The sequence below is a fragment of the Burkholderia sp. BE17 genome (assembly GCF_009362305.1).
Lineage (GTDB): Bacteria > Pseudomonadota > Gammaproteobacteria > Burkholderiales > Burkholderiaceae > Burkholderia > Burkholderia pyrrocinia_C.
In genome coordinates this window covers 1-21,269 of the sequence record NZ_WHNU01000022.1, presented here as the reverse complement: position 1 = coordinate 21,269, position 21,269 = coordinate 1, and the positions used below count along the sequence as shown (strand labels likewise).

The 21,269-nt window shown below is 59.8% G+C and carries 26 protein-coding genes and 1 tRNA gene; 9 read left to right on the top strand and 18 right to left on the bottom strand.

Translation table 11 applies throughout. The features are described from left to right. Positions 1–11: 11 nt before the first annotated feature. From GD429_RS19725 to GD429_RS19695, 7 genes are all read left to right on the top strand, one after another. Positions 12–87 (top strand) — tRNA-Thr (locus tag GD429_RS19725). Positions 88–553: 466 nt separating this feature from the next. Continuing rightward, positions 554–1,360, top strand: coding sequence for a hypothetical protein (locus GD429_RS19720; RefSeq protein WP_227791687.1), 807 nt, complete (start codon positions 554–556; stop codon positions 1,358–1,360). A gap of 129 nt (positions 1,361–1,489) precedes the next feature. Further along, the gene (locus GD429_RS19715; RefSeq protein ID WP_152859174.1) at positions 1,490–2,380 is read left to right on the top strand and encodes a hypothetical protein; all 891 of its coding nucleotides are present in this window, start codon (positions 1,490–1,492) and stop codon (positions 2,378–2,380) included. 384 nt (positions 2,381–2,764) lie between these two features. Further along, positions 2,765–4,129, top strand: a complete 1,365-nt coding sequence (locus GD429_RS19710; RefSeq protein ID WP_152859172.1) for a hypothetical protein — start codon at positions 2,765–2,767, stop codon at positions 4,127–4,129. A 537-nt stretch (positions 4,130–4,666) separates the two neighbouring features. Further along, positions 4,667–5,833, top strand: coding sequence for an inovirus-type Gp2 protein (locus GD429_RS19705; protein ID WP_193727145.1), 1,167 nt, complete (start codon positions 4,667–4,669; stop codon positions 5,831–5,833). 7 nt (positions 5,834–5,840) lie between these two features. Further along, a complete protein-coding gene (locus GD429_RS19700) occupies positions 5,841–6,185 on the top strand; it encodes a hypothetical protein (protein ID WP_152859168.1) in 345 nt (114 codons plus the stop codon). A 55-nt stretch (positions 6,186–6,240) separates the two neighbouring features. After that, positions 6,241–6,552, top strand: a complete 312-nt coding sequence (locus tag GD429_RS19695) for a cyclic-phosphate processing receiver domain-containing protein (RefSeq protein ID WP_152859166.1) — start codon at positions 6,241–6,243, stop codon at positions 6,550–6,552. A 34-nt stretch (positions 6,553–6,586) separates the two neighbouring features. On the opposite strand, the gene GD429_RS19690 is transcribed toward GD429_RS19695, so the two are convergent. Continuing rightward, positions 6,587–7,282, bottom strand: a complete 696-nt coding sequence (locus GD429_RS19690; RefSeq protein ID WP_152859164.1) for a hypothetical protein — start codon at positions 7,280–7,282, stop codon at positions 6,587–6,589. Positions 7,283–7,479: 197 nt separating this feature from the next. On the opposite strand from GD429_RS19690, the gene GD429_RS19685 reads away from it, so the two are divergent. Beyond that, the gene (locus GD429_RS19685; RefSeq protein WP_152859162.1) at positions 7,480–8,151 is read left to right on the top strand and encodes a hypothetical protein; all 672 of its coding nucleotides are present in this window, start codon (positions 7,480–7,482) and stop codon (positions 8,149–8,151) included. Positions 8,152–8,263: 112 nt separating this feature from the next. Here GD429_RS19685 and GD429_RS41645 read toward each other — a convergent pair whose 3' ends face one another. The 5 genes from GD429_RS41645 to GD429_RS19665 all read right to left on the bottom strand — a co-directional run bounded on the left by GD429_RS41645 (position 8,264) and on the right by GD429_RS19665 (position 12,337). Next, complete coding sequence (locus GD429_RS41645) at positions 8,264–8,398, bottom strand: hypothetical protein (RefSeq protein WP_265334684.1); 135 nt, start codon at positions 8,396–8,398, stop codon at positions 8,264–8,266. A 286-nt stretch (positions 8,399–8,684) separates the two neighbouring features. Then, positions 8,685–9,053: a hypothetical protein gene (locus GD429_RS19680; RefSeq protein WP_152859160.1), complete on the bottom strand. Its 369-nt coding sequence runs from the start codon at positions 9,051–9,053 to the stop codon at positions 8,685–8,687. A gap of 55 nt (positions 9,054–9,108) precedes the next feature. Beyond that, positions 9,109–9,498, bottom strand: a complete 390-nt coding sequence (locus GD429_RS19675; RefSeq protein ID WP_152859157.1) for a hypothetical protein — start codon at positions 9,496–9,498, stop codon at positions 9,109–9,111. Positions 9,499–9,550: 52 nt separating this feature from the next. Continuing rightward, on the bottom strand, positions 9,551–10,108 hold the full coding sequence (locus tag GD429_RS19670; protein WP_152859156.1) for a DUF4339 domain-containing protein: 558 nt from the start codon (positions 10,106–10,108) through the stop codon (positions 9,551–9,553). A 219-nt stretch (positions 10,109–10,327) separates the two neighbouring features. Beyond that, positions 10,328–12,337, bottom strand: coding sequence for an acyltransferase family protein (locus tag GD429_RS19665; protein ID WP_152859154.1), 2,010 nt, complete (start codon positions 12,335–12,337; stop codon positions 10,328–10,330). Between the two features lie 199 nt (positions 12,338–12,536). On the opposite strand from GD429_RS19665, the gene GD429_RS19660 reads away from it, so the two are divergent. Beyond that, complete coding sequence (locus GD429_RS19660) at positions 12,537–12,866, top strand: helix-turn-helix domain-containing protein (protein ID WP_152858642.1); 330 nt, start codon at positions 12,537–12,539, stop codon at positions 12,864–12,866. 248 nt (positions 12,867–13,114) lie between these two features. On the opposite strand, the gene GD429_RS19655 is transcribed toward GD429_RS19660, so the two are convergent. From GD429_RS19655 to GD429_RS41150, 12 genes are all read right to left on the bottom strand, one after another. Beyond that, positions 13,115–13,756: a hypothetical protein gene (locus GD429_RS19655; protein ID WP_152859153.1), complete on the bottom strand. Its 642-nt coding sequence runs from the start codon at positions 13,754–13,756 to the stop codon at positions 13,115–13,117. Between the two features lies 1 nt (position 13,757). Beyond that, positions 13,758–14,057, bottom strand: coding sequence for a hypothetical protein (locus tag GD429_RS19650; protein ID WP_321574733.1), 300 nt, complete (start codon positions 14,055–14,057; stop codon positions 13,758–13,760). Positions 14,058–14,159: 102 nt separating this feature from the next. Then, positions 14,160–14,966, bottom strand: a complete 807-nt coding sequence (locus tag GD429_RS19645; RefSeq protein ID WP_152859151.1) for a DUF4942 domain-containing protein — start codon at positions 14,964–14,966, stop codon at positions 14,160–14,162. A 62-nt stretch (positions 14,967–15,028) separates the two neighbouring features. Next, positions 15,029–16,108, bottom strand: coding sequence for a hypothetical protein (locus GD429_RS19640; protein WP_152859149.1), 1,080 nt, complete (start codon positions 16,106–16,108; stop codon positions 15,029–15,031). Continuing rightward, a complete protein-coding gene (locus tag GD429_RS19635; RefSeq protein WP_152859147.1) occupies positions 16,105–17,025 on the bottom strand; it encodes a phage capsid protein in 921 nt (306 codons plus the stop codon). The genes GD429_RS19640 and GD429_RS19635 overlap by 4 nt, the downstream gene beginning before the upstream one ends. Before the next feature lie 67 nt (positions 17,026–17,092). Next, entirely contained in the window at positions 17,093–17,320 is a 228-nt protein-coding gene (locus tag GD429_RS19630) for a hypothetical protein (RefSeq protein ID WP_152859145.1), read from the bottom strand. A gap of 12 nt (positions 17,321–17,332) precedes the next feature. Then, positions 17,333–18,328, bottom strand: a complete 996-nt coding sequence (locus GD429_RS19625) for a YqaJ viral recombinase family protein (protein WP_152859143.1) — start codon at positions 18,326–18,328, stop codon at positions 17,333–17,335. A gap of 72 nt (positions 18,329–18,400) precedes the next feature. Then, positions 18,401–19,372, bottom strand: a complete 972-nt coding sequence (locus GD429_RS19620) for a DUF932 domain-containing protein (protein WP_152859129.1) — start codon at positions 19,370–19,372, stop codon at positions 18,401–18,403. Positions 19,373–19,456: 84 nt separating this feature from the next. Beyond that, positions 19,457–19,942, bottom strand: a complete 486-nt coding sequence (locus GD429_RS19615) for a hypothetical protein (RefSeq protein WP_152859127.1) — start codon at positions 19,940–19,942, stop codon at positions 19,457–19,459. Continuing rightward, positions 19,935–20,060, bottom strand: coding sequence for a hypothetical protein (locus GD429_RS41640; RefSeq protein ID WP_265334683.1), 126 nt, complete (start codon positions 20,058–20,060; stop codon positions 19,935–19,937). The genes GD429_RS19615 and GD429_RS41640 overlap by 8 nt, the downstream gene beginning before the upstream one ends. 95 nt (positions 20,061–20,155) lie before the next feature. Next, positions 20,156–20,605: a hypothetical protein gene (locus GD429_RS19610; RefSeq protein ID WP_152859125.1), complete on the bottom strand. Its 450-nt coding sequence runs from the start codon at positions 20,603–20,605 to the stop codon at positions 20,156–20,158. Between the two features lie 544 nt (positions 20,606–21,149). After that, positions 21,150–21,269 (bottom strand): IS4 family transposase (locus tag GD429_RS41150; protein ID WP_227791616.1); only part of this gene is annotated, 120 nt, incomplete at its 5' end.

The following is a 21,269-nucleotide window of genomic DNA, read 5'->3' as shown; positions in this document are numbered from 1 at the left end:
CTCGCGCTTACGCCGGCTTAGCTCATCTGGTAGAGCAGTTGATTTGTAATCATCAGGTGGCGGGTTCGAGTCCTGCAGCCGGCACCAATAAAATCAAAGGGTTACAGTGCATTTTGCCTGTAACCCTTTGTCGCTTCTGGCCTCGTGTAGGCGCCGTGTAGGCATTTTAGGTTCGCCTGAATCCATATCGATCCATGTGCTGCCCTGACTGATCGCCCTCAATCTGCTAGTTTGAGCGCTCAAGTCCGATCTCATGGGATCGGACAACGGGCGCAACTGTCGCGCCGAGCGTAGCAACGGGCATGCTCGGCAAGCAAATGACGGTCCCGCTGATGATTCGCTTCCGGACGCATCGGCGCACTCGAACGGCGGTGAGTGAAGAATGTATGTCGCACTTTTCTTCGTGGCACGACAAGGTCGGGCATGGATGGTGGAGCAGGCCGGAATCGAATATCAGACCGACGTGGCTTGAGCTTCGACTGAATGGCGGGTGCCTTCGGCCGGGTGCCTCTATTGGCAATCGGTCGTAGGCTAGAATCGGTCGACGGCGATAATGATCGTCATCGACCATTTGAATGCAGATCTGGCCATGAGCGAAGAAAGATCACCACAAGAGCGCATCGCTGCCGCAGGGCGGCTTTATGCCGCGTTGCGAGAATGCCTTGCTCGTCCTACCTGGACGCCGGCGGAGGGCGCGCTGATTTTGTCTGGCCTGCGCCCACCATCGGACTGCAAGGAACTTCCTCGTACGGCGAGTGGCCTTGATGATCGGCCGTATGAAGGGGATGTCGTTGATCGAATGATCAAGGCCGGCGACATCATGAGGACATGGGAGTGGCACTGCGAAGACTACGCGGAGAAGGGTAGCGTCGCACCGACCCAGCTTGAGCCTTGTGATTTCATCCAGTGGTGCGTGGATTCTGATATCGACACCGAATGGATGCGTTTGATGTTTGACGCCATTAGCGGCGGCAAGGCTCAAACGGACGCCCCGGATCTGATTCCGCTATCGGTTCTCGAATATGTCGCCCGCGCGGCGGATGCGCTCCACGCAATCCACGCTCTGGCAGGACAGGTGTCCAGTGATTCACCCGTGAGTGCCCACGCACCGAAGAAGGTCGAAAAGAGCGCGCCACGCGCTCCGATGCCGATCCCCACAAGCCGCGATCATGTATCCACCGAGGAATTAGCGGCCATTCTGGCAGTTAATCCACAAAGCATTCACAAGCGTTACTCCTCGGATGGTAGCTATCATGGTATCAGGCCGACAAAGCTTCCCAATCGTCGATTGCTCTGGCCGGTCGAGGATATCAAGAGATTACTAAATGGCGACAAACCTGCTGTCGATGCGGCGGGCTAGTATTTACAACGTACCTCGGCATCCGCCTGTAGTTTTTCACGATATCGGAATTAAGCCATTGGCTGGGTTCCTATTTTTGCCGTCGTCTGGATCGGTTGAAATGAGATGCGATTAAGGAGGGGCTGGTTTATGGATCACGCGTCATGCTCGATCGATGTCGTTCTGGATTTTTACGAGCGCGTGAATCCGATATTGTCGGAATGGCTCGCCAAGCCAAAATGGACGGTGAAAGAAACGGCAATGCTTTGCGCTGGTTTCATTCCCGATTCCAGGGGCGAAGGTCAATCTGCGAATGAGCCGGATTCGCGGGATTTTATCGAAAAGGGAATGCCTTTCGATTCGAGCGGGTTATTGCCTGCTGATATTGCGGTGATGAAGGGCTTTCTTTATCGACTTGATCGTAGGGAAGCGGCCAGTCCTCGCGAAATGGTCGAGTTGCTGATTCAAGCAATGCCTTTGACGCTTCGGAAGAGCCGACTGCCGGATGAGCCAGGCTTCTTGGATGAATCGCTTCGTACCTTTACGCTCGATTCCATCCAGGAACTCCAGTGGCTGCTCATTATCGGAAATGCGCTCGGTTTACCAGTCCCGGCGCTTGTTCCGTTTGCCTTGCTAAATGGACTGCGTGATCGATTGAGTGGTCAGCCAGTGATCATTGAATCGCTGACCAAGCGGAAAGAGAATCAGCTGGCACAAGCGGATGCAATCGCGAAGGCAAATCCGGTAACCAGGCAGAAGAAGCCGCGTGGGCGTCAACCATTGCACACGACGCCAGCGACACGCGGCTATTTCACGACCGAGGAAGTCGCAGGGCTCATGAAGCTGCTGCCCGAAACGCTGAACAAGTACGCTCGCCGAGGAATCGTTGTCGACGGATTCACGCCGTTCAAGCGCCCAAACGGGCGGTCGTGGCAATGGCGAGCTGATCCACAGCCAGCCCTAGACCAAGCGAAGCCCGGTTCCCAGCCATTCAAGACGCTTACATCGCTCCTTCGTCCCAAACCGTTCACGAAGTCGTGACGCGTCCCTCCTACATCTTCCTGCCTCACTCCTCTCGCTGACGACGAACATCGTAACCCATCGATCCCGGGTGCTTCCGGACCGATCGTCAGTCTGTCTCATTCCGCAATATTCCGTCTAAATCCGTCTCGAATACGGCTTGGCGCTTCAGATCGTTTTCAAGGTTAGAGTTAGCAGACTTAGATGCTAGATCAACCAGCAAAAAGGATTTGATGGACTATGAGCAGGGCAGTTTGCCGATACCACGGATTTCAGGGTACGCTGCTGCCGTTCTGCTTCTGGGCGGTGCGTTCGGTACCGGAGGGCCACGCTGCGTGCGCAGCTCCGTGTGCAAGTTGCCAACGTGAGGCAGGGGCGGAGTGATCACGGTATCGGGAGGAGGCGGTGGGAAAGGCAAATGAAAAGGGGCCGTTCAAAGGGCTCAATGCCCGGATGGATGCGTTTGCTCATGTGTCGCATCTTGAGCCAGTCGAGGCTTATCCCCCTCTACTGGGACGCGCGTCGCTCGTGCCAGCCAAATTTGTGTGGAAAACGCCCCAGCTGGTTCTGTTCTGGGTCGACCAGGTGGTCCGTCGTATCGAGCGCAGCTGGAAATCGCCGTCGTTTGAGGGGGCAAAATTTACGCTGGAACGCCATCCCGATGAAATCCCCTGGACAAAAGAGGTTGTGGATTGGGTATTCGCAAAAAACGAAACTGCATCGTCGATTTACACGGCGTTGCGTGAGCTCAATAATCTGCTTGCGATTCCGTATTACCGGAATAGCCGGTACTGCGCCAGCATTGACGCAGCTCGGGAGGCGCTGCAGGTTGTCTGCCCCGCTGATTTCCCGGACTTGCTCTTTGACGGGCGCTTTGGGGATTCGGACGAGGGAACGGCAAAGATTCTCGCGAAGCAGTTCTGGGGTGCCGCGGAACGTTTCAACTCGATTCTCGATAAAATCGCGGAAGTTGTGAGTGCGAGCGATTATCGGTCAAAGGTTGCTCGTGAAAATACAAGGCTGAAGAATCGCGTCAATAGTGTTAACGCCCTGATCGATGGGTTGCTTCATCACAACAAGAGTCAGGCGGTTGTGGCTGTCAGGCTGTCGATTCCGCAAAAAAAGGCGGCGGATCATGTCGACGAGGAAATAAAGAAGGCGTTCTCCCGCCTGATTACGGATCGACGTAATGACGCGCTTCTGAACGGGGCAACTGGATACTTCTGGGTGATGCAGGAGAGCTACGGCGCAACGTTCCGGCAGAAGTTGCCTGATGTCGATTTAAATGACCCGCCAAGCTACATTAAGGTGCACTACGATCTGGTGATGTTTTTTGATGCCAGACGTAGCGCAGAGGTGGTTGAAATTGCCCATCACATCGGGGCCTTGTGGAAATATTTCGCTGGGGAAGGAGCAACTTACCGTCGACTCAATGGAATGACCTTCCGGTCATACCGGAAAGCCGTGAAAGAGTGGGAGGTAGAGAAAAACGGCCCGCTTTCGTCGGCGTATGAGTTTGTGGGCTTGGTGCAGGAGCACAGTCGTGAAGCACAGAATCTCCGGGCGGCGGCTTTGACGATGGTGTATTCGGCAGCCCTTCGTAGGCGGCTGGGGGTGTCGCCGACCTTGCGCAAGGATAAGACGAGGCGCTTTGGCAAAAGCGATCTGCAGACCGGTCGTGGATTCACCAAGCCTGGCAGAGGGAATCAGCGCGGACCCTCTGAGGTGACGCATGAGAGAAGGAAGCGCCCCAAGTACGTCGCGCCGTAGCCTGTCATTCCTGAGTGAGGCGTGTGTGCGTGACTTTGGTCACGCTTGAGGGTAACGCACGCCGTAGCAGTAGCGGGCTGCGGCAGTCACGCGACGGGCGGTCACGGGTGGCAGTAATGCAGAGTCACGCAGTGCGTGATGAGATTCGGGATAATTCGGTAATGATTCAATCCATGCTGAATAGATTGATTCGTGATGAATTGGTCGGATAATTATCCGTGAGATCCGATGTATTTTGATTATTTTAGTGTGTGGTTGTGGCTGCCTTGTGGTGGCTCTACTATATTAAGATAGTCTTTGGTATTTAGTATCTATTGGTATCTAGTTGTTTTTAGTATTTTGTTTCTAATCGTTGATAGCTGGTCTTTGGTGTGCTGGATTTATATCCAGCATAGCCCATTGACTGTCCTTGGGGTGCTCCGCTTATCATTGAGGTGGAGCAGCCATTGACTCCGCCTCTTATGCACTTGATTCGAGAGGCGTAGCTCCGGAGAAAATTTACATGACTCATCTATGAGATGTCCAATAAGGAGATCCATGATGAGTCAGGTATTTAAGATGTTTGGGGAGTTCGGTTTTACTGGGGGTGCGCTGTGGGACTACACAGCGCCTACGGGATTTGTCAGGTACTGGGAGATCGGTGAATACGCGGAGTTGCTGAGGCAGTTGGAGAGCTTTCTGGATTCGGTGCTGGAGACGAACCAGATCCCGTTTGACATTCGGTATCAAGGCGGGCGTCAGCAGGCTGTGCGTAATCCGATTGGCGTTCCTGGTTACCGAAACCTGTCTGGCTTCTTGCCTTTGTGTGGGCAGTGGCTAGACGTGTACTGGCCGGGGTACGTGTACAGCGCGGATTTGCAGCTCTTCTTTGATTGCTTCATGCGGCATCCCTTGGCACAAGTCTACGGGTACGGCGGGACCGTGGTGATTGACCAGGCGCTTGCGGCGTGCCTGTACAACGATTTCGTAGGCTATTTGCGGATGGAGGCGGTGCGTCGAGGTGTGAGGAAGTGGTTGTCGGATTGGCGAGGCAACCTCGATGACCAGGAGGCGTCGGTTCGCCGCTACCTGGGCACGTTGCAGGGGCTTTACAGGGTGCTATTGCCGGTGCGGATGGACCTGTATTACGCCCACTACGCTGCCGACGACTGCGATGCGATGCAGCGGCTGCACTGGGCGGTGTCGGAGCAAGGTGTATGGATGCCAGTGTCGTCGAACTTGTCGATTGGACACGGCCAGCCTGAGACGCGTGCTCGTTTTGACGCTGCGGCGGCAATGGCGGACCGGGATCGCTTCTTTGGAAACCGTCGTGGTGCGGATCGCGTGCTGTTTGATTCGATGGTCGGCCATATCTGCAAGCTGGAGCAAGGTGGCAGGCATCGGGCCAACCATTTCCATTGCGTATTCTTCTTCGATGCCGCCCGGGTAACGCAGGCCCAACTGTTCGAGCTGAAATACCGTATCGGGGAGCGCTGGCGCAACGTGACCAACGGCCAAGGCTTAGTATACGACTGCCATCAGCGCTCGGACCGGGTTCAATTGATGGCGCAGGGAAAGTGGGCAATTGATCCGGTGGATTGCAGTCAGCCGGTGCAGATGGCGAGGCTCGTCGAATACCTGGTCGGGTATTTCACGAAAGACGAACAGGGAATTCGGATCAAGCCGACGGCCAGGGCTCGGACGCTGACGATGGGGCGAGCATGAACAAGTGATGCGTGATCGCCAACACGCCATCCCTATCTGCCTCATCACCGTGGCTCTTGAGAAAGGCTTGCGCTTGCTGACTTCGTTCCCGCCTGCCCTGTGTGCCTTGTGGGAGGCGGCTGCTATAGTCGCCGATCACAACACGACGAGGTACGCATTGAATAGGAAACAGATCGACAAGCAGGTTGCAGCCGGTATCGAGCGGGGCTGGCCCCAGAAGGTCATCGACGGTTACAGGGAAAAGACGGAGGAACTGGAACAGAATCGTTCTCGAAAGGAGAAGGCGCGTCTGCACAGCAAATTGGAGCGCAAATTGCCACCCCGTGAACACGTCCCTGGATCAAAGATCTGATTCGGCATGCGGCGTTACGATAGCGAGTCTTCAATGCCTCTAGGTCAACCGAAACATGAAAGTTTTTCTCGATGATGAGCGTGAGACGCCGGCCGGCTGGGTCCGGGCGTATTGGCCGGCGGAGGTTATTGCGATGCTAAAGACAGGTCAAGTGGAGGAATTGAGCCTTGACCATGACTTGGGCAACGACGAGATCGGGACAGGCTATGACGTGATTTGCTGGATTGAGGAGGCTGTTGTTTTGTTCGGATTCACGCCGCCAAAGATTGTGGTCCATTCCGCCAACTCATCGGCGAAAGCGAAAATGATCGCTGGCGTGAAGTCGATCGAGAGGCTCGCGGCTGCCCCCGCGAGGGGGCGAGGATAATCGTCGTCATGCCGCTTGGATAGGGGCCCCCGATTCACGCGGTGCACGCCCTGTTCGACTTTATCGCTGCCACGATATCTGCATAGTAGTGGCCGATCGGTCTCGCAGCCGACGAATCACGGGCGTTGGGGTGATACGTCCTGTAGCACCGGATATCACCGGCCGTGAAGTGCCATAGCGCCCGGGGCTCGACGCTTATGGTCGTGCGGTCCGGAAGGACGGCTTTGATAGCCCGATCGTACGCAGGTCCGCTTCCGAAAATGATTACGTTCGGTTTGAGAAGATCAATTTCATGTCGGACCATTCTCGTTGACAACTCAAACAATTCAGGTGAGTGTTCGATCGAACTCCGCGAGAAACCGCGCCCTCTATCCCAATCCATTTTCATGAGGTTGTTCCAGCAGATCGCACTTCGCTTGGCGCCGGCAAGTTCATGGGCAAGCAGCTTGGTGATGCGCAGAAATCTGCTGTGGCCAGTCGGTCTGTGGAATTGCTCCACATATCGCGCGCGCACCGCGGCAACGGCGTCCGCAGTTTCGTAAAATTTGCGCAAGCTCCCCCACCAACCGTTGGTTTCCTTCCCGACGAACATAATTCGGACGTCGGCATTGAGGTAGTCGTCAGCTACGTTTAGAAGGAGCGGTGCGGAGAGCACGTCGAGATGCCTGGAAAAACACGCCTGTGCCTCGCGGAGGCAATGGTTGTAATACGCATCGAGTTTGAATTGCAATTCAATTCTGCTTTGCACGTGCTCGAACCTGAAAAATTGTCAGGATATCGCACTATAGATTCTCACCGCAGGGGGGGCTTCGAGCCTGACAAGCGAGGAAAGCCACAAATCGCAGCAACTATATCTGGCTCTGGGAGCGTCGGCGAAACTGGGCCCAATGATATGAACGATTCAACGTCCATATCAGAGGGACTCTCATGACCAATCCATTCTCCAATGTGAAAGACGCGGTGCTGATGTCGAAGACTGCGCTCGATGCTGCGGTCAGTTCACTGATTCCAAAGTCGCAGATCGGGACGGCACCCGGCGACGTTGTCGTGCTCGATGCAAACGGCAGACTGCCCGCCATCGATGGTAGCCGGCTCACCAATCTGGCGGCGCCGCACGGTATCCTGCCGGTGCTGACAATTGAGCTCGGCCACTCCGCGCAAGCGAATGGCGGTCGCGGCATCGACATGGGGAACTGGTATCAGATCGATTTTCGCGTAGGTGTCGGTGCGAGCAACGGCTTTCAGTACACAGCCAATGCCGATGGCACGATCACCATCCCGTCCGGTGTCTACGTCGTAACTGGTAGCGCCAAGATTCTTGCGCCGGCAACGGACACGTATCAGTTACCGGCGCAGATGGCTTTCGCAGTGGGGCAGAACTATGCATTCCCGGGCATCTACCAGTACGCCGTACAGCAGTATCCGGACGCGCCGGTAGGCAGTGCTTCGATTTCCGACGTACTCGGTTCGTTGCGCGTGAGCGGCGTGCAGAGTTGGGGCAGCAACCCGCTTTGGATGGGCTTCGCGAAGGTGCTGGGCTCGCAGAATCAGACGCCGCTGGCGTTGCAGGGCTATATGTCGATCGTAAAAGTGGGATGAGCCATGAAGCGTTTCTACTTCCCTGACACGCTGCACTAGCAGGCACGGCCCCGAACGATACGTCGGTACCGTATTGCCTCGCGGCGCAGCCAACGGTCAACACCGATCCGGGTCAGGCGGTCGTTGCGGGTGTCGTGAACCAGGTGTGGATCGTGCGGCCGGTGACCGACGCCGAACTTGCCGATGCGAAAATCACGCAAACGGTGGCGATCAACCCGTCCTGCGATCGTGTGCCGGCGACGATCAAGGTCGCCTGTCCGCGAGCGAGATTTCGACGTGGGACCAGCAATACGCTGCGGCTCTCGCACTTACGGCGAATAGCAAGGCGTCAGGGCATGCCGAGGACGGCTGAGCTGCCGGGCTGGCGGGTTGTAAGAAAAAAGAAGGACATGCAGGCAGCGGGCAGAGTGGGCGTCTGCCCACTCTGCCCTTTATGCCGCTATCGCTTACATCGGCCGGATGCCCCGGCTTTGCATGAACGCCTGAGGATTGTGGTAAACCTTCTCATGATGTTGTTCTGGGAAGCCCATCGTTCAATTCAAGCGCTGGTCGCGAACTCCATACTTCGAGGTTTCCTTGTAGACGAAATCCTTGAACTGCTGGAAATGCTCGATGTAGCACGCATTCTCAGGGTAGCCCAGATTGTCTTTCGGGCACTGGCGATTGGCCTCCGCTGCCACGGTTTGGCGCTTGGCTTCTACCTTCCGCTTTACGGATGCAGGAACCTTTTTCGATTCTTGTATAGCGAAAACATATTCGTCGGCTTCGGCCTGATAGTTGCCGATCAAAGTTGACCAGCAGTTCTCCCGCTGGTTTTTGGTCGGCATGGTGTCGCAGGTATGGACAGCGAATGCTGCGCTGGACGACAGGGCGAGAGCGATGGCGATGACGGTTTTGTGCATGAGAGTTTTCCTTGAGAAGGCGTCGTAGGGAGCGCGCGGTGTGGACCGCGCTCTACTATTCGCGTGCCGGTGCGGGTTCCATTGCCGGGTCCTCCGTATGGCTCGGTAACCCGAGAAACGCGCGCTGTTCGATGGCCACCATCACCTTGAGCAGTTCAGGCGTGGGGATATGCCGGAAAGCGTCAGTGGCCAGGTGGAGGTTGAGTCCGGCGCGCAGATCGGTGGTCAGCTTCTCGCGTAGCGCGGTTGCCTGAGCAAATCCATGCCTGGCGGCAAGCGCGAGCAGCGCATCGACTAGTTCCTGGGCGCGGGCTCGGCCCCACGGTGGCATTTCGTCGGCGCTGGCGGTATGGCTGGCTAGGAGAAGCAACGAGGCACCGGCGGTCGCCACCGGCACGCGGCCGGAGGGCGGGCCGCCATACGGACAAGGCCGTGCGTCGGACATGGATTCGGTATCGTGGCGTGATGGACGAGCCCGCCGCTTCGGGGCGGTGTGTTCAGACTGCGGCAAGCAGCGTGATGCCGAACAAGGCGATCCAGGTCCAGAAGTACGACGGGGTCTGGCGAAGCGATTTCGCACGCTTCCAGAGATAGACCGGCACGATGAATACCATATTCCCGAAGCGCGACGTATCCACGCCGGCTCGCTTGAGACGCCGCTCGTCGAGGACGCCCAATCCGATGTTGAGCGCGGCTGTGACCCACCAGTACTGGCCGGTCTTGACAGCGATCTGCCCCGCCAGTCCCGCGAGTTCGTCGGTGGGAGAGCGCGCTCCGCCGATCATGGCCTCCAGCGCCATGCCGATGAGGGGCGCGCAGGCGAGCAACCAGATCACGACGTTGCTGATGTGTGCGGCCGGCAAAGCGGGCGGCGAAGCTGTGGTTTCGAGGTGTTGAGCGAGTTCGGTATCACCGAGCGCACGCCAGTCGGTGAAGCCTTGTTTCCAGACGAGGGTGCCACGGGTGATGGCGCGTTCCTGAATCAGACGGCGCATTTCGTCGTTGGAGACGGGGCCGAGGCGTTGACCATCTTTTTCATAGTGCCAGGTATTCATGGGTGATGCTCCTTGTAGCGGAAGGCAATGAGGGGAAACGGATGGAAACTGGCCGCGTCACCAAACCAAGATGCATCGATTGTTTTGGCTGACGCAGCATGCTGAATAAAAAGCGCCGACCGGCGAACCGGCCGACGAAATGGTTCTGGCAATCCGAGGCGGGTGTGTGCCAGAACCAGACACGAAATAGCGGGACGAACGGAAGGCGGCATGGCGCTATCACGGGCGCAGCAGCGGCAGGAACTGTTTTGCGACGAGTTCGTTTCCGTAGTCCGACAGGTGATCGCCGTAGCTGTAGAGGTACTGGCGCTCCCTTGTCATCGGGCAGGTGTCGCGGCGGCTGTCACAAAGCGCGCTCGCCGGGTCGTAGACGAGCAGCGCAGGATGGCGGCGCTTCAGCTCGTCAACGAGGGCGGCGAACGGTGCCATGCGGATAACGTGATCGCGATAGCTGATCGCACAGCGCTGTGCCGCGCTCATATCGGTCACGCCGAGCGCCTGTCGAACGAGCGGCCACGCGAGCGGGCGGCGGTCCATGCACTGGCGCGGATCGCGCAGGCGCGGGTTATCGAGGACGAGCGCGACGCGCCGGCCAGCGCGCTCGAGTGCCGTCACTGCCTGGTCGAGCCCGTCGAGTGCTGCGGATGGACGGGGCGCGGTCTGGTCGCGATCGGCGAAGGTCAGGCCGATGACGTCGCGATCCGTCATGACGAGCACGACCGTCTTCAGCTCCGGTGTATCGAGCAGCATGCGAAGCGCGACGGTGTTGGCGTCACGGCACTGCGCCGGATCGTCACCAGCATTCGACGACGTGCGCCAGACGCCCGCCATCGGGGCGCAGCTCGGACGCGCGATCAACGTCCAGCCTTCGCCGGGTGCCGATTCACGTACGAGTCCCCAATACAGCGCGTCGGCTTTGCTGTCGCCCCACACGGCGAAATGGGAGCGCACCCGCTTGTCGGTCGCGCAGAACGGAAACAATCGCTGTTCGTCGGGCGACACGCCGCACATTGCGTTGACGAACTCATGACCCGCGCCGAGCTTGGCAGTCGTCACGTCGGCATCCGGGCTGTAGCCCTTGCGAAAGCCGAGCCCACCGCGCACGTACGTCATGCCGCCGAGATAGACGACCCCGATCATCAGCAGACACGGCGCAATGAGTTTCCAGCGCTTCGCAGGTCCGAAGCGGATTGGGCGTTCGATGATGGCGGTCGTTAGCCATGCCAACGCAACGCCGATGGCCAGCAGGCCACCGCGTACCGCTGGCGATGGTGTCCGGCCCGCTACGATGAACGCGAACGACAGCAGAGGCCAGTGCCAGAGATACAGGCTGTAGCTGATCTTGCCTAGCCACACCGGCACCGGATGAGCAAGTACGCGTCGGTTGACCCAGCCGTCTCGACCGGCCGCGATGAGCGCAACTGCTCCACTGACCGGCATGAGCGCCCACCAGCCCGGAAAAGCGGCACGTGCGTTGAGCACCGCAAACGAGGTGAGGCACATCAGAGCGCCACCGGCCGACAGTATGTTGGCCCATTTGCGAGTAACCGGCCGGAGCTGACCAGCACCGATCGCCAGTGCTGCACCCGCCAGCAATTCCCACATGCGCGTGAAGGGCCAATAGAACGCGGACGACGGGTGATCGGAAATGAGCGCGACATTGGCAGTGAAGGAGGCGAGCCCGATGATGGCGCACGCCCAGCCTATCCGCTTCACCTTTTGCGCCGCCCACAGCACGAACGGCCAGGCGATGTAGAACTGCTCCTCAACGCCGAGGGACCACAGGTGCAGCAGCGGCTTGACTTCTGCCGCCAGGTCGAAATAACCGGCTTCGGTCCACGACGCCCAGTTCGACACGAATCCGGCGCCGGCGACGATGTGTTTGCCAAGTTCACGATATTCGTCGCCGTAGAGGGTGAACCAACCTATGGTGTAGACGGCGAGCAGCACGACGACCAGCGCGGGGAAGATTCGGCGCATCCGCCGCGCGTAAAAGTGACCGAGTGAGAACTGGCCTGCATCAAGATCGGCCAGCAGGATGCCGGTGATCAGATAGCCGGAAATGACGAAGAAAACGTCGACGCCGACGAAGCCGCCGGGCAGCGCGGCCGGAAAGGCATGAAACAGCACGACGGCGAGCACAGCGCCGGCGCGCAGGCCGTCAATGTCGGGCCGGTAGACGAGCGTGCCGGCCGCCGCCGTGGCCGGTGCTGAAAGGGTTTTGGTCATGGTTGTTTTTGTCAGCTACCGTGTGTTTTGTCGTGTTTACTCTACAAATCGGGGCGTGATGATTCACTCGGTCGCGTAGCGGCAGAGGTCAATGGCACTTATCGGAAATCAACGGCGGTGTGATTGTAGAGTAAACACTTCTAGTAACGTAGTGTATACAGCGTCGTGAATCAGTCGACGGGTGGGCATCCTGCACGCCATGACTGCCAAGCGCTCAACCACACCCGCTGCACGCCCAGCTCCGATCTCGATTGCACTCGGCAAGCGGATCAAGGAATGCCGGCATGCGGCGGAAAAGTCCCAGGAAACGCTCGCTTTCGAAGCGCTCGTCGATCGCACGTACATTTCAGCCATCGAGCGGGGCATCGCGAACCCATCGATCGAAACGCTTGCGAACATCTGCTATTCGCTGAACGTGACGTTGGCGGAGCTATTCGCCACATTGGACGGCGTGTCGCTGAAGCCGACCGGCGAGCGCCGGGCGAATGCTGCGACGCCGCCCGAGATCAAGCGCCAGCGGCTTCGTTGACGGCGATGGCCGTTGTCGGGATAGGATTCGTTCTCAATTCGACTTAATCGTCGTTTTAAATGATCGTTTTCCACTATTTGGTGGGTAGAGGCCGAATCCTAGACTACCTCTACGTCCACCTCGTGCCTGAGTACGGACGGTCTCTTACCCCGGCCACGGTCCTGCTGTCGCTGGGGTTTTTTGCAGCACCTTCTCTTACGTGGGGCAGTTCGAATCCATTGCCGTCGGGTGGCTGCGGCCCGAGCCAATCACCTAACGTCGGTGGTTGTGTCGACAAGGGGGCGGATCGATACGGCGCCTTCGAGCGTGACCGCCCGTGCGGCGGCCGGAGATCGATAGCGAACCTGTTCGCTGGCATGCCGCTCGAGACGGGCATTGAATCCCGACAGACCTGGCGCGTCCCCGGCAGGATCGAGCAGCAATAGCGCGCATGGTTCGAAAGCTTTTCTGGTTTGGTGCCCCTCAACGCCGATGGCTAGCGCAGCGTGCCACTTCACCAGATGGCGTTGTCGCCAGCCGACGACGACCGGTCGACCAGCGTGCAGTTCGCGGGAGCCGAAGCGCAGAATGTCGTCATCCTGTCCGGAGCGGATCGTCGGCTGCACGCCCACGTTCAGTTCGGCCACGAAGCTCGCCAGTTCCGACAGCGTGAGCCCGTGCAGATACTGGCGCCATGCATGGTCCCATACGGCTCGTTCGGTGCCGCTCGCGTGATACGGCAGGTACACGGGATCGGTCAGCTTGCCGAGCAACGCGAGCGCCATCGCGACGCAATGCAGACTACTGCCGCCGTCCCAATGTCCTTGTCGGCTGAAGAGCGGATTACCCGAGTCGGCGATGTTGGGTTGCTGGCCGAGCCGGACGTTCGGATGGAATTTCTGGATCAACATGTCAGTAGTCGCCCGGCAACAGGAACGTGGTTGAGGACCGATCCCATTCGGTGATGACCCAGACGGTTTGCCCGCCGGGCAGGACGTAGCTGGACAGCAGGCGTAGCCCTGCGTCGATCGACAACTCGTTTTGCTGGCGATCGGATTCGGAGAGGTCGCCCCAGTCGCCACGAACGTGACGGATCAGCAGATCGATAATCGAGACACGCGCGTCGCCAAGGGCTTCCAGTGCAGCCGGCGTTGCGAAGATCCGGCCGAGCTTGAAGCGCGGACCGGCGTGGTGGGTGGAGGGCAGATTCACAACAGACTCCGGGTAATGGACGAGCACGGGCCTCCGGATGGACCGGATACCGATTTCGCTGAATTGAAGGGGGAAAGACGAGACGCAGGACGCGTCCCGGCACTACTGCGCCTCGGATGCGAGCGCGTGCGGGTAATGCTTCGCGAGGATCTTGTTCATTTGATCGACCAGATCGGCGCGCTTGAAGGTCAGATGGCCGTTCCCGTTCTTGAACCAGCGCAGGTGGAAGTAGTCGTGCTCAGCTTCGCTGCGACGATCCTGCCTGGTGCCAGAAACGAGGCTGTACGCGCCGTGCCGATGGTCCGGCTCGGGCTTGCCATCGAGGATGCAAAAGACCCGAATCAGGTCGTCCAGTTCGTTGGTGACGCGGAAATTCGGGGAACCGGAACTGAGCAGGTATCGCACGATGATGCGTTTACCGAACTTGAACGGCTGATTGGTCTTGTAGTCCCACGACAGTCGCCGGAAGCACTGCAACACGCCGCGCTCGAACATGTCGCCGCGCGCGCCGTAGAGCTGTGCGAAGGTTGCTTCGATGTTGGCGGTGGTCAATTCAGGCACGTCGCCTTCGGCAATCTGATTGCTCCATTGTTCGCGGGCTTTCGCGTCCATGAAGGTACGTAAGCCCGATTCCGACAGCAGGTAATCCCAGCCGCGTATGTCGACTATGCGGACGATCGCGGCTTCGGCTTCGTCGCGTTTCGCGTAGTCCCCGGTCACGGTCGGTCGACCACGACAGCCGTAGCTTTCATCAAGGACGAGCCGGGGGAAGCCGAGATGTGCAGCTTTGGCGAGCTGCTGGGCTTCGCCGAGCAGGTCGAGAGCGGCGCGCACGCGTTCGATGACGGCGACGCGCTGATTGGCGAGGTTCGCGATGCTGATGCTTGGAACGAGTTCGGTCGAGTCCATGGCGCATGACAGAAATGAAGTGGAATGAGGCAACAAGAAAAAGCCGGGCGCGAGGCCCGGCTCTATGCCGCTGAGGTGTGTTCGGTGAGCTGACGACGCAATTCCGCTGCGCGTGATTGCGAAACGCGCAGATGGCGGCGTATATCCGCGACCGTGGGACGGACGAGTCCGGCCGCGACATCCCGGAGGAGTCGTGACAGGTGGTCGTCAATGGGAGCCGCCGGTAACGACGTGATCGGGGCGTCGCGTGGCGCATGACCGCCGGTCGTCCGGTCGTGACTCGGCGCCACGGAATTGCGACTAACGGTCTCGTCGTCGTGACTCACCGTGACGGGCATGACTACCGGCTGAGTCATGTCAGCCGTTTCCGTGACTGGCGCGACGGCAGGTGGAGTCACGGCTGGCGTTGCCGTGACTGCTGACGGCGAAACGTCAGTCACGACGGGTAACGGGCTCGGTAACGGCGACCGAAGCGCCACGGTCCACAGCAGACAGGCGACGCCTTCGAGCACGGCAGCGAACGTGAGCCCCGTCAGCAGATCGATCCTGGTCGCGGTCGTACTGAGTAACGCGGCGAGTCGCGACGTGACTGGATCGACGCGTAACGCGTCACGTTGTACCGTGACTCGATCCGCAGCAGCCTGCTGGCGCCGCAACTCATCGGCTTCGGTGTTCAGCGCATCGAGTCGCGCACCGAGTGCCGTACGGCGCGCGTCCAGCGTTGCACAATTTCCGACGCAGTAACGGGCGTTCGCCGTGGCGAGTTGCGCGGAGATGCTCGCGCGCTCCGTCATGACGGCCGCCAGGCTACGCGACGGTAACGGTGTCGGTACTGCCAATGCCGCCGCGCGTTGCTCCCCGGCATGCTGCTGCGCTATCACGAAGAACTGCGCGTGACCGAAGCAAGCCGTCGCCAAACACGTGCCCCATAACACGCTACCTACACAGCGGACAACGATCGGCGTATTCCGGAGCAGTGCGGGTAACAGGTGCGCGCTCGCGACGAGCACCAGGCCAATCGCGACCCAGACGAGCCGCTCGGAGAGCGATCCACCGCGTTGCCACCCGGCGAGCACCGACAGGCAGAGCGCAGTGGAGGTCGCGCCGATCGCCAGGGCGACCGCCAAGCGACCCGAACTCATGTCGCTTTGGCGCCGAGCAGCACGGCCTTGCGTTCGAGCTTGTCTCGCAGGGTCGACGGTGGCGTTCCGGTCGTCTCACTGGCACCTCCATCGCCAGCACTCTGACGATTCGGCGTCGGCTCGGGATAGAACTCCTCCGCGACGGCTTCTTGTTCATCGGGACTATCCTCAAATGCACCGTTGGCGAACCCGAGCTTCGCTGCGGCGTCGAGCGCAGCTTGATCGAATCCGGCTGTCCGTCGGCGCGCATCCAGTTCCTTTGCCTCGATCAACGCTTGTTCGAGCTTGCTTCCTGAACGTACACCGAGGTCGACGTAGTAGATGGCTGACCGAAAGCTTTGTGTAGTCGACTTCCCACGCAGCTTCAGTTCCAGCGGGAGGCAGGCGAGCAGATTGCCCGATACGGCACGGAAGTATTGCAGACGGGCGGCCAGCGTTCGAATCGAATTGTAGGATGTCGTTCTCAGGATGAACGACCCCATCTCGTCATCGTCGCCGACAATGACATTCAAGCGTCCATAGGGCTTGCAATTGCCCTGACGGCCGAACGTGCAGCCATCCGGCGAGGGGCGGGGCAGGGCCTCGATGCCGGCGTCCGTTACACGACGACACGTTTCGCCATTGCCGACGCACACGGGCCGTCCGGTGTCGCGGTCGAACAAGGAATATTCCGACCGGAGGTTCAAGTCCGGATCATTGAACAGCACGCGGACCGGAATCGCGCGCAGCTTGCCTGACGTCGCCTTGCGCAGCGTTTCGTTCAGCGGGTGCAACATCCATTCGCCGCGTTGCTGTACTTGCGTTGTGAGCGTGAATTGGTCGTCCTTCTCAGGCAGGCGCTTGCCGTTCTTCTCGACAATGCGCCCGATGGAGATGCGGCCGATGATTGGTGGAGTGATGCTCAGTCCTTTCAGCATAAGACTTCTCCTGTATACGTAACAGAGGGGGATGAAGCGGGGGTAGAAATTGCGTGTGCCGCATTGCTTATCGAGCGAAGTGGGCTTCGAGCTTGTCGTGAATTTCGCGAGCGGCGCCCTGCCAGGCGTGAACGCTGATGAGCGGGTGAATGCCGAATTGCTCTTGCAACTTTTCAGGAGGCGCGGTGGCAACGCGCTCGGCGTGCTTGCTCAGCGCATCCATCACGAATGCTTGCGCGAGCGCGCCGTATCGGGAGAACGTCATGATTTCGGTGATGCATTCGAGGTTCGTCATGGAGAACTGGAATCAGGTGGAAACGAGAAAACGCCGGGAACCGGGCTTCGAGGTGGCGTACTGCATTTCGAACTCGGGGTGATCGGCCAACAGTCGAGCCAGGTCGACCCCGGACGAATCCTTGCTACGCTTGAACGACACGGAGCCGGTCTCGAATACGGCCCGGATTGCGTCACCCATGGCCTCCTGGATCATCTGCTTGAACTGCGCTTCGAGCTGCTGTCGTGTTTCGATCTCGGCCCGCACCGCGACGAGATCGGCAAACACGGATGACAGATGCGCGTCGTCGCTGAAGTCGATCGTTTCGCCGTTTCCGGGATACAGGTGACGCAGCGCGCGATCGGCCGATTCCGATCCATCGGCGGGTGGTGGCGTGTCGGTCTCCACGAATCGCCAGAAGCGCGCTTCGAGTTCGATGAGCCGACCGATCAACGCATCGTCCCGATCGATCCGATGAACTTCCAGCGCCTGTCCGCACAACAGCACGGCGACGTGTGCGGCAGACTTGCCCGTGACGGCCAACTGGTGCTGGACCTGGATCTGTACATACTCCGGCACACCTTCGCGCCAGAGCCGCGCGCCGAACTCGCCAGCGGTTTTGCACTCAAGAATCTGCACATCCCGCACGCCGACAACCTCACGATCGATGTTCGCCAACATGAACGGAATCGAAGGATGTCGTAGCACGGCGTTGACCTTGCGGACCTTGTTGCCGGTTTGCTGGGTATAGACGGCCGCGACAATGGGTTCGAGCAGCGTCCCAAAATACGTCGGCGACGTTGTATCGTTCGGATCGGGGCGGGGCATACCGTCCGCGCGCCCGGTCTTGTCGAGCCAGAGTTCCAGCGGGCTCATGTACGGATTGAGACCCACGGCGGCGGCCGCATCGGACCCGCCAATGCCGGTACGACGAACAGCAAGCCAGTCGTCTCGGCTCACTTCCTGCGTTTTGACGAGCTTCAGCGCCGGCCGGCGCGTGCGTGGCCCGCCGGGTTGGACTGCATTCATGGCACCTCCAAAAATGGCAAGGCCCGGCAGGCGAACCTGACCGGGCCGGTGTTGAAGGGAAAACGGAAGAAACTACACGACGAGCTTGAGCGCTTCATCCCAGGCACGTTGCTTGATGGTTGCCCCCTGGCCGAACCAGGCGGCGTCGCGTCGGTGATCGTCGCTGCGGGCGCGACGGTGATGGTCGACATATTCGGTCACCGCATTGAGAAGACCCCACGCGGTACCGGACGCCGACGTGAGATCCGCGCCCTTGCCGCGGCCGGCGTAAAGCTGGCCGACTGCCTTGATCGCGCGTTCGTTGACGGCCAGAGCGTCGCGATCCGCAACATTGGTGGCCGAATAGGTGAGCACACGCCGCAGGAACGCATCGGCGGTCGAGTCGGATACCTTGCGATCGGCGAGCGCCTTGGTCCGTGCCATGAACGCGTCCCATGACGAGATCGCGATGCCGAGCTGGCGCTTAACGGCGGCCGCATCGAACTGCGAGCGGTGGGGCACCTTGACCGCGCTTGTGCTGTCTCCCAGCGCGATTTGCAGCGTATTGTTGCAGACCACACGAACTGACGTGAATTGGGCCGTAGTCGCCAACGTCCCGTCGCAGGCAGTTGCCAGCAATAGATAGCCGTTCACCTCGTCCTTGCCCTTGAGTGTCGCGCTCTGGCCGGTGCGGGCGAGCGCCCACAGCTTGCGGCCTTCCTTGAGCACGCCGGCTGTCTCCAGCTCGAACCCGCCGACTTCGGTGAGATCGCGGTAAAACTCCAAAATCTCAGACGGCTGCACAATCCGATAGCGTGCCGACACGACGGATAGGGGCATCTTCGTATCGCTGCGATAGAGGACCTTCTGCTCGGGAAAGGCGTGGATCGCGCCGAACGGCGAGCCGCCATTGGCCGCGACGTAGCGCACTTCAGCCTCTTCAATGCTCCAGTCCATGCCCGCAGCTTTACTCCAGACTTCGAGGGGCTGGTTAGGGGCAAGTTTATTGCCGAGGCCATGCCAGGGTTCTTCGCCGGCATACGCCATTGATTGAACAAGATGCATTTTTGGTACTCCTTTTTAAATGAGAGGCATAGTGCCCGGCATGAGCCGGGCGGAATGATGAACGGAATGAAACGAGACGAAGCGTCAGTTGGGACGGACAGTAAAGACCCGCCCGCAAGCCAGGCACCGCCAGTTGTCGAGGACCTTCAGGTCGAGGGCTTCGCCCAGTGCCGCGCCCGTTGCGCAGCCGGCCGCTCCGGCCACGAGCCCAGCCAGGATCGCGCCGGCGATGCCGCCGCATACGGCACCGACAGGACCGCCGAGCATGCCGATGGCGGCGCCCGTCTCGGCACCTGACAGCGAGGCAGTGATCGCGCTCGTCGCGCCTGCTGCTGCGCCGACGGCGCTGCAGATGCGGCGTGCGATGTGGCGTTGCTCGACGCGAAACGACTCGCAAGACGGACACGGATGCAAGAGATCGTCCATGCCAGGCCGGTAGCGAGGCGGTTCCGGTTCATCTGGCTCGGGCGGCTCCCGCGTCTGATGAAGGCGGTTCAGAGCCGATCGCCAGGCCGGCTCCTCGTCTTCATCGTCGTCATCGAAGGGAAGGTGCGGACGGTGGTTATGCATGGCATGCAGCCTTGAGTCGGACACGGCTGACATACAGGCAGTGGCTCGCGGCCAGCAATGCGCCGCCGAGAAAGGCGAGCGCGAACGCGGCGAGGTGTTCGAGCGGGGAAGTCATCATGGAAAGCCTCCTGCAATTGGAATAAAGGCGCCAGCACGCATGTGCGCCGGCGAGGCCACGGATCGGGTCCGTGGCGCGCGACCGCAACAGGTGGCTCACGTTGGCTGGAACGGGCGCAAAGGGGAGCGGGCCGAGGTGCCCAATGTTCCGCGCGGCATGCCTGCGCGCATGACAGGCACTGCGGCAAGTCGGTCACGTTCGCGTCGAAGATCACGCGGACCGCGGAATCCGCCACGCATCCGGCAATATCGCCGACGCGTCCAGCGCTCGCGCGCCTGAACGTGCGGATCAAGCTGACGGTCGGAACGGGAAAACGATATGGTGGATCGCGCGGTATGCGGCGCGAACGCCCCCCATTCGTCGCTGTCGCCGGGACCGGATCGCGACCGGTAGACAGCGGCGGTGAGCGCGGGCGAGGGCGTGACACGCGGCTGCGGGAGCGTTGTTCCCTGCCGGGTGACGAGCCAGTAGAAGCCGAGCGCGTACATCGCGACGAGCGCGAGCGTCAGGCCGAGCAGCACGGCGGTGTGGAGAGAGAGATTCACGAAACCTCCTGAGCGAAGTGCGTCGAAGCGTGATCGCATCGACGGAGCGGCCTTGGCTGGCCTTGCTCGGGGTGGTTATATGTGTCTTAGATTTTTTTGAGTTGAATCGCTGGGAAGGAACGGACCTGCATTACGGATGCGCCGCGCTGAACTCGTTCTGCTTATTCATGAAGTTCCTCACTCTGCCCGGAGCTTTACTTCGCCCATGCTGCGACTGACATGACAGGCGGTCTGTCTAAATAGATTTAGAATCGTGCGCCGGCATGACAGCCGCTGGACGCCACGCCGTTGGTTGCCGCGGCTCCCTTCTCAGGCGACGCTCTCTGAGTCTGCACACTCGTTCACGGTGCGCGACGAGCATAGGCGAATGCCGAACAGAGCCGGCTCACGGAATGTTCCTCCGGCTTCCCTGACCACCAGTCATTGTCGACTGTCCGCCCGTCACCGACGGCGATACCGACGTGCCAATGAGTATTTGGACATCGCACTACGCCAGTGTGCCGTGGTCGCCAGAACACGATGTCACCGGGCTTAAGGCATCGTCTTATACAGAAGTGTCGGCGTCACCGCTGGCGCGTAACGCTCGTAAGGTTTTGGCCGCGACATGAACGTCTCTGAGTCCGAGCCAAATAGCTTTCGCACCGGGTTCGCCGTCACCTTTGCG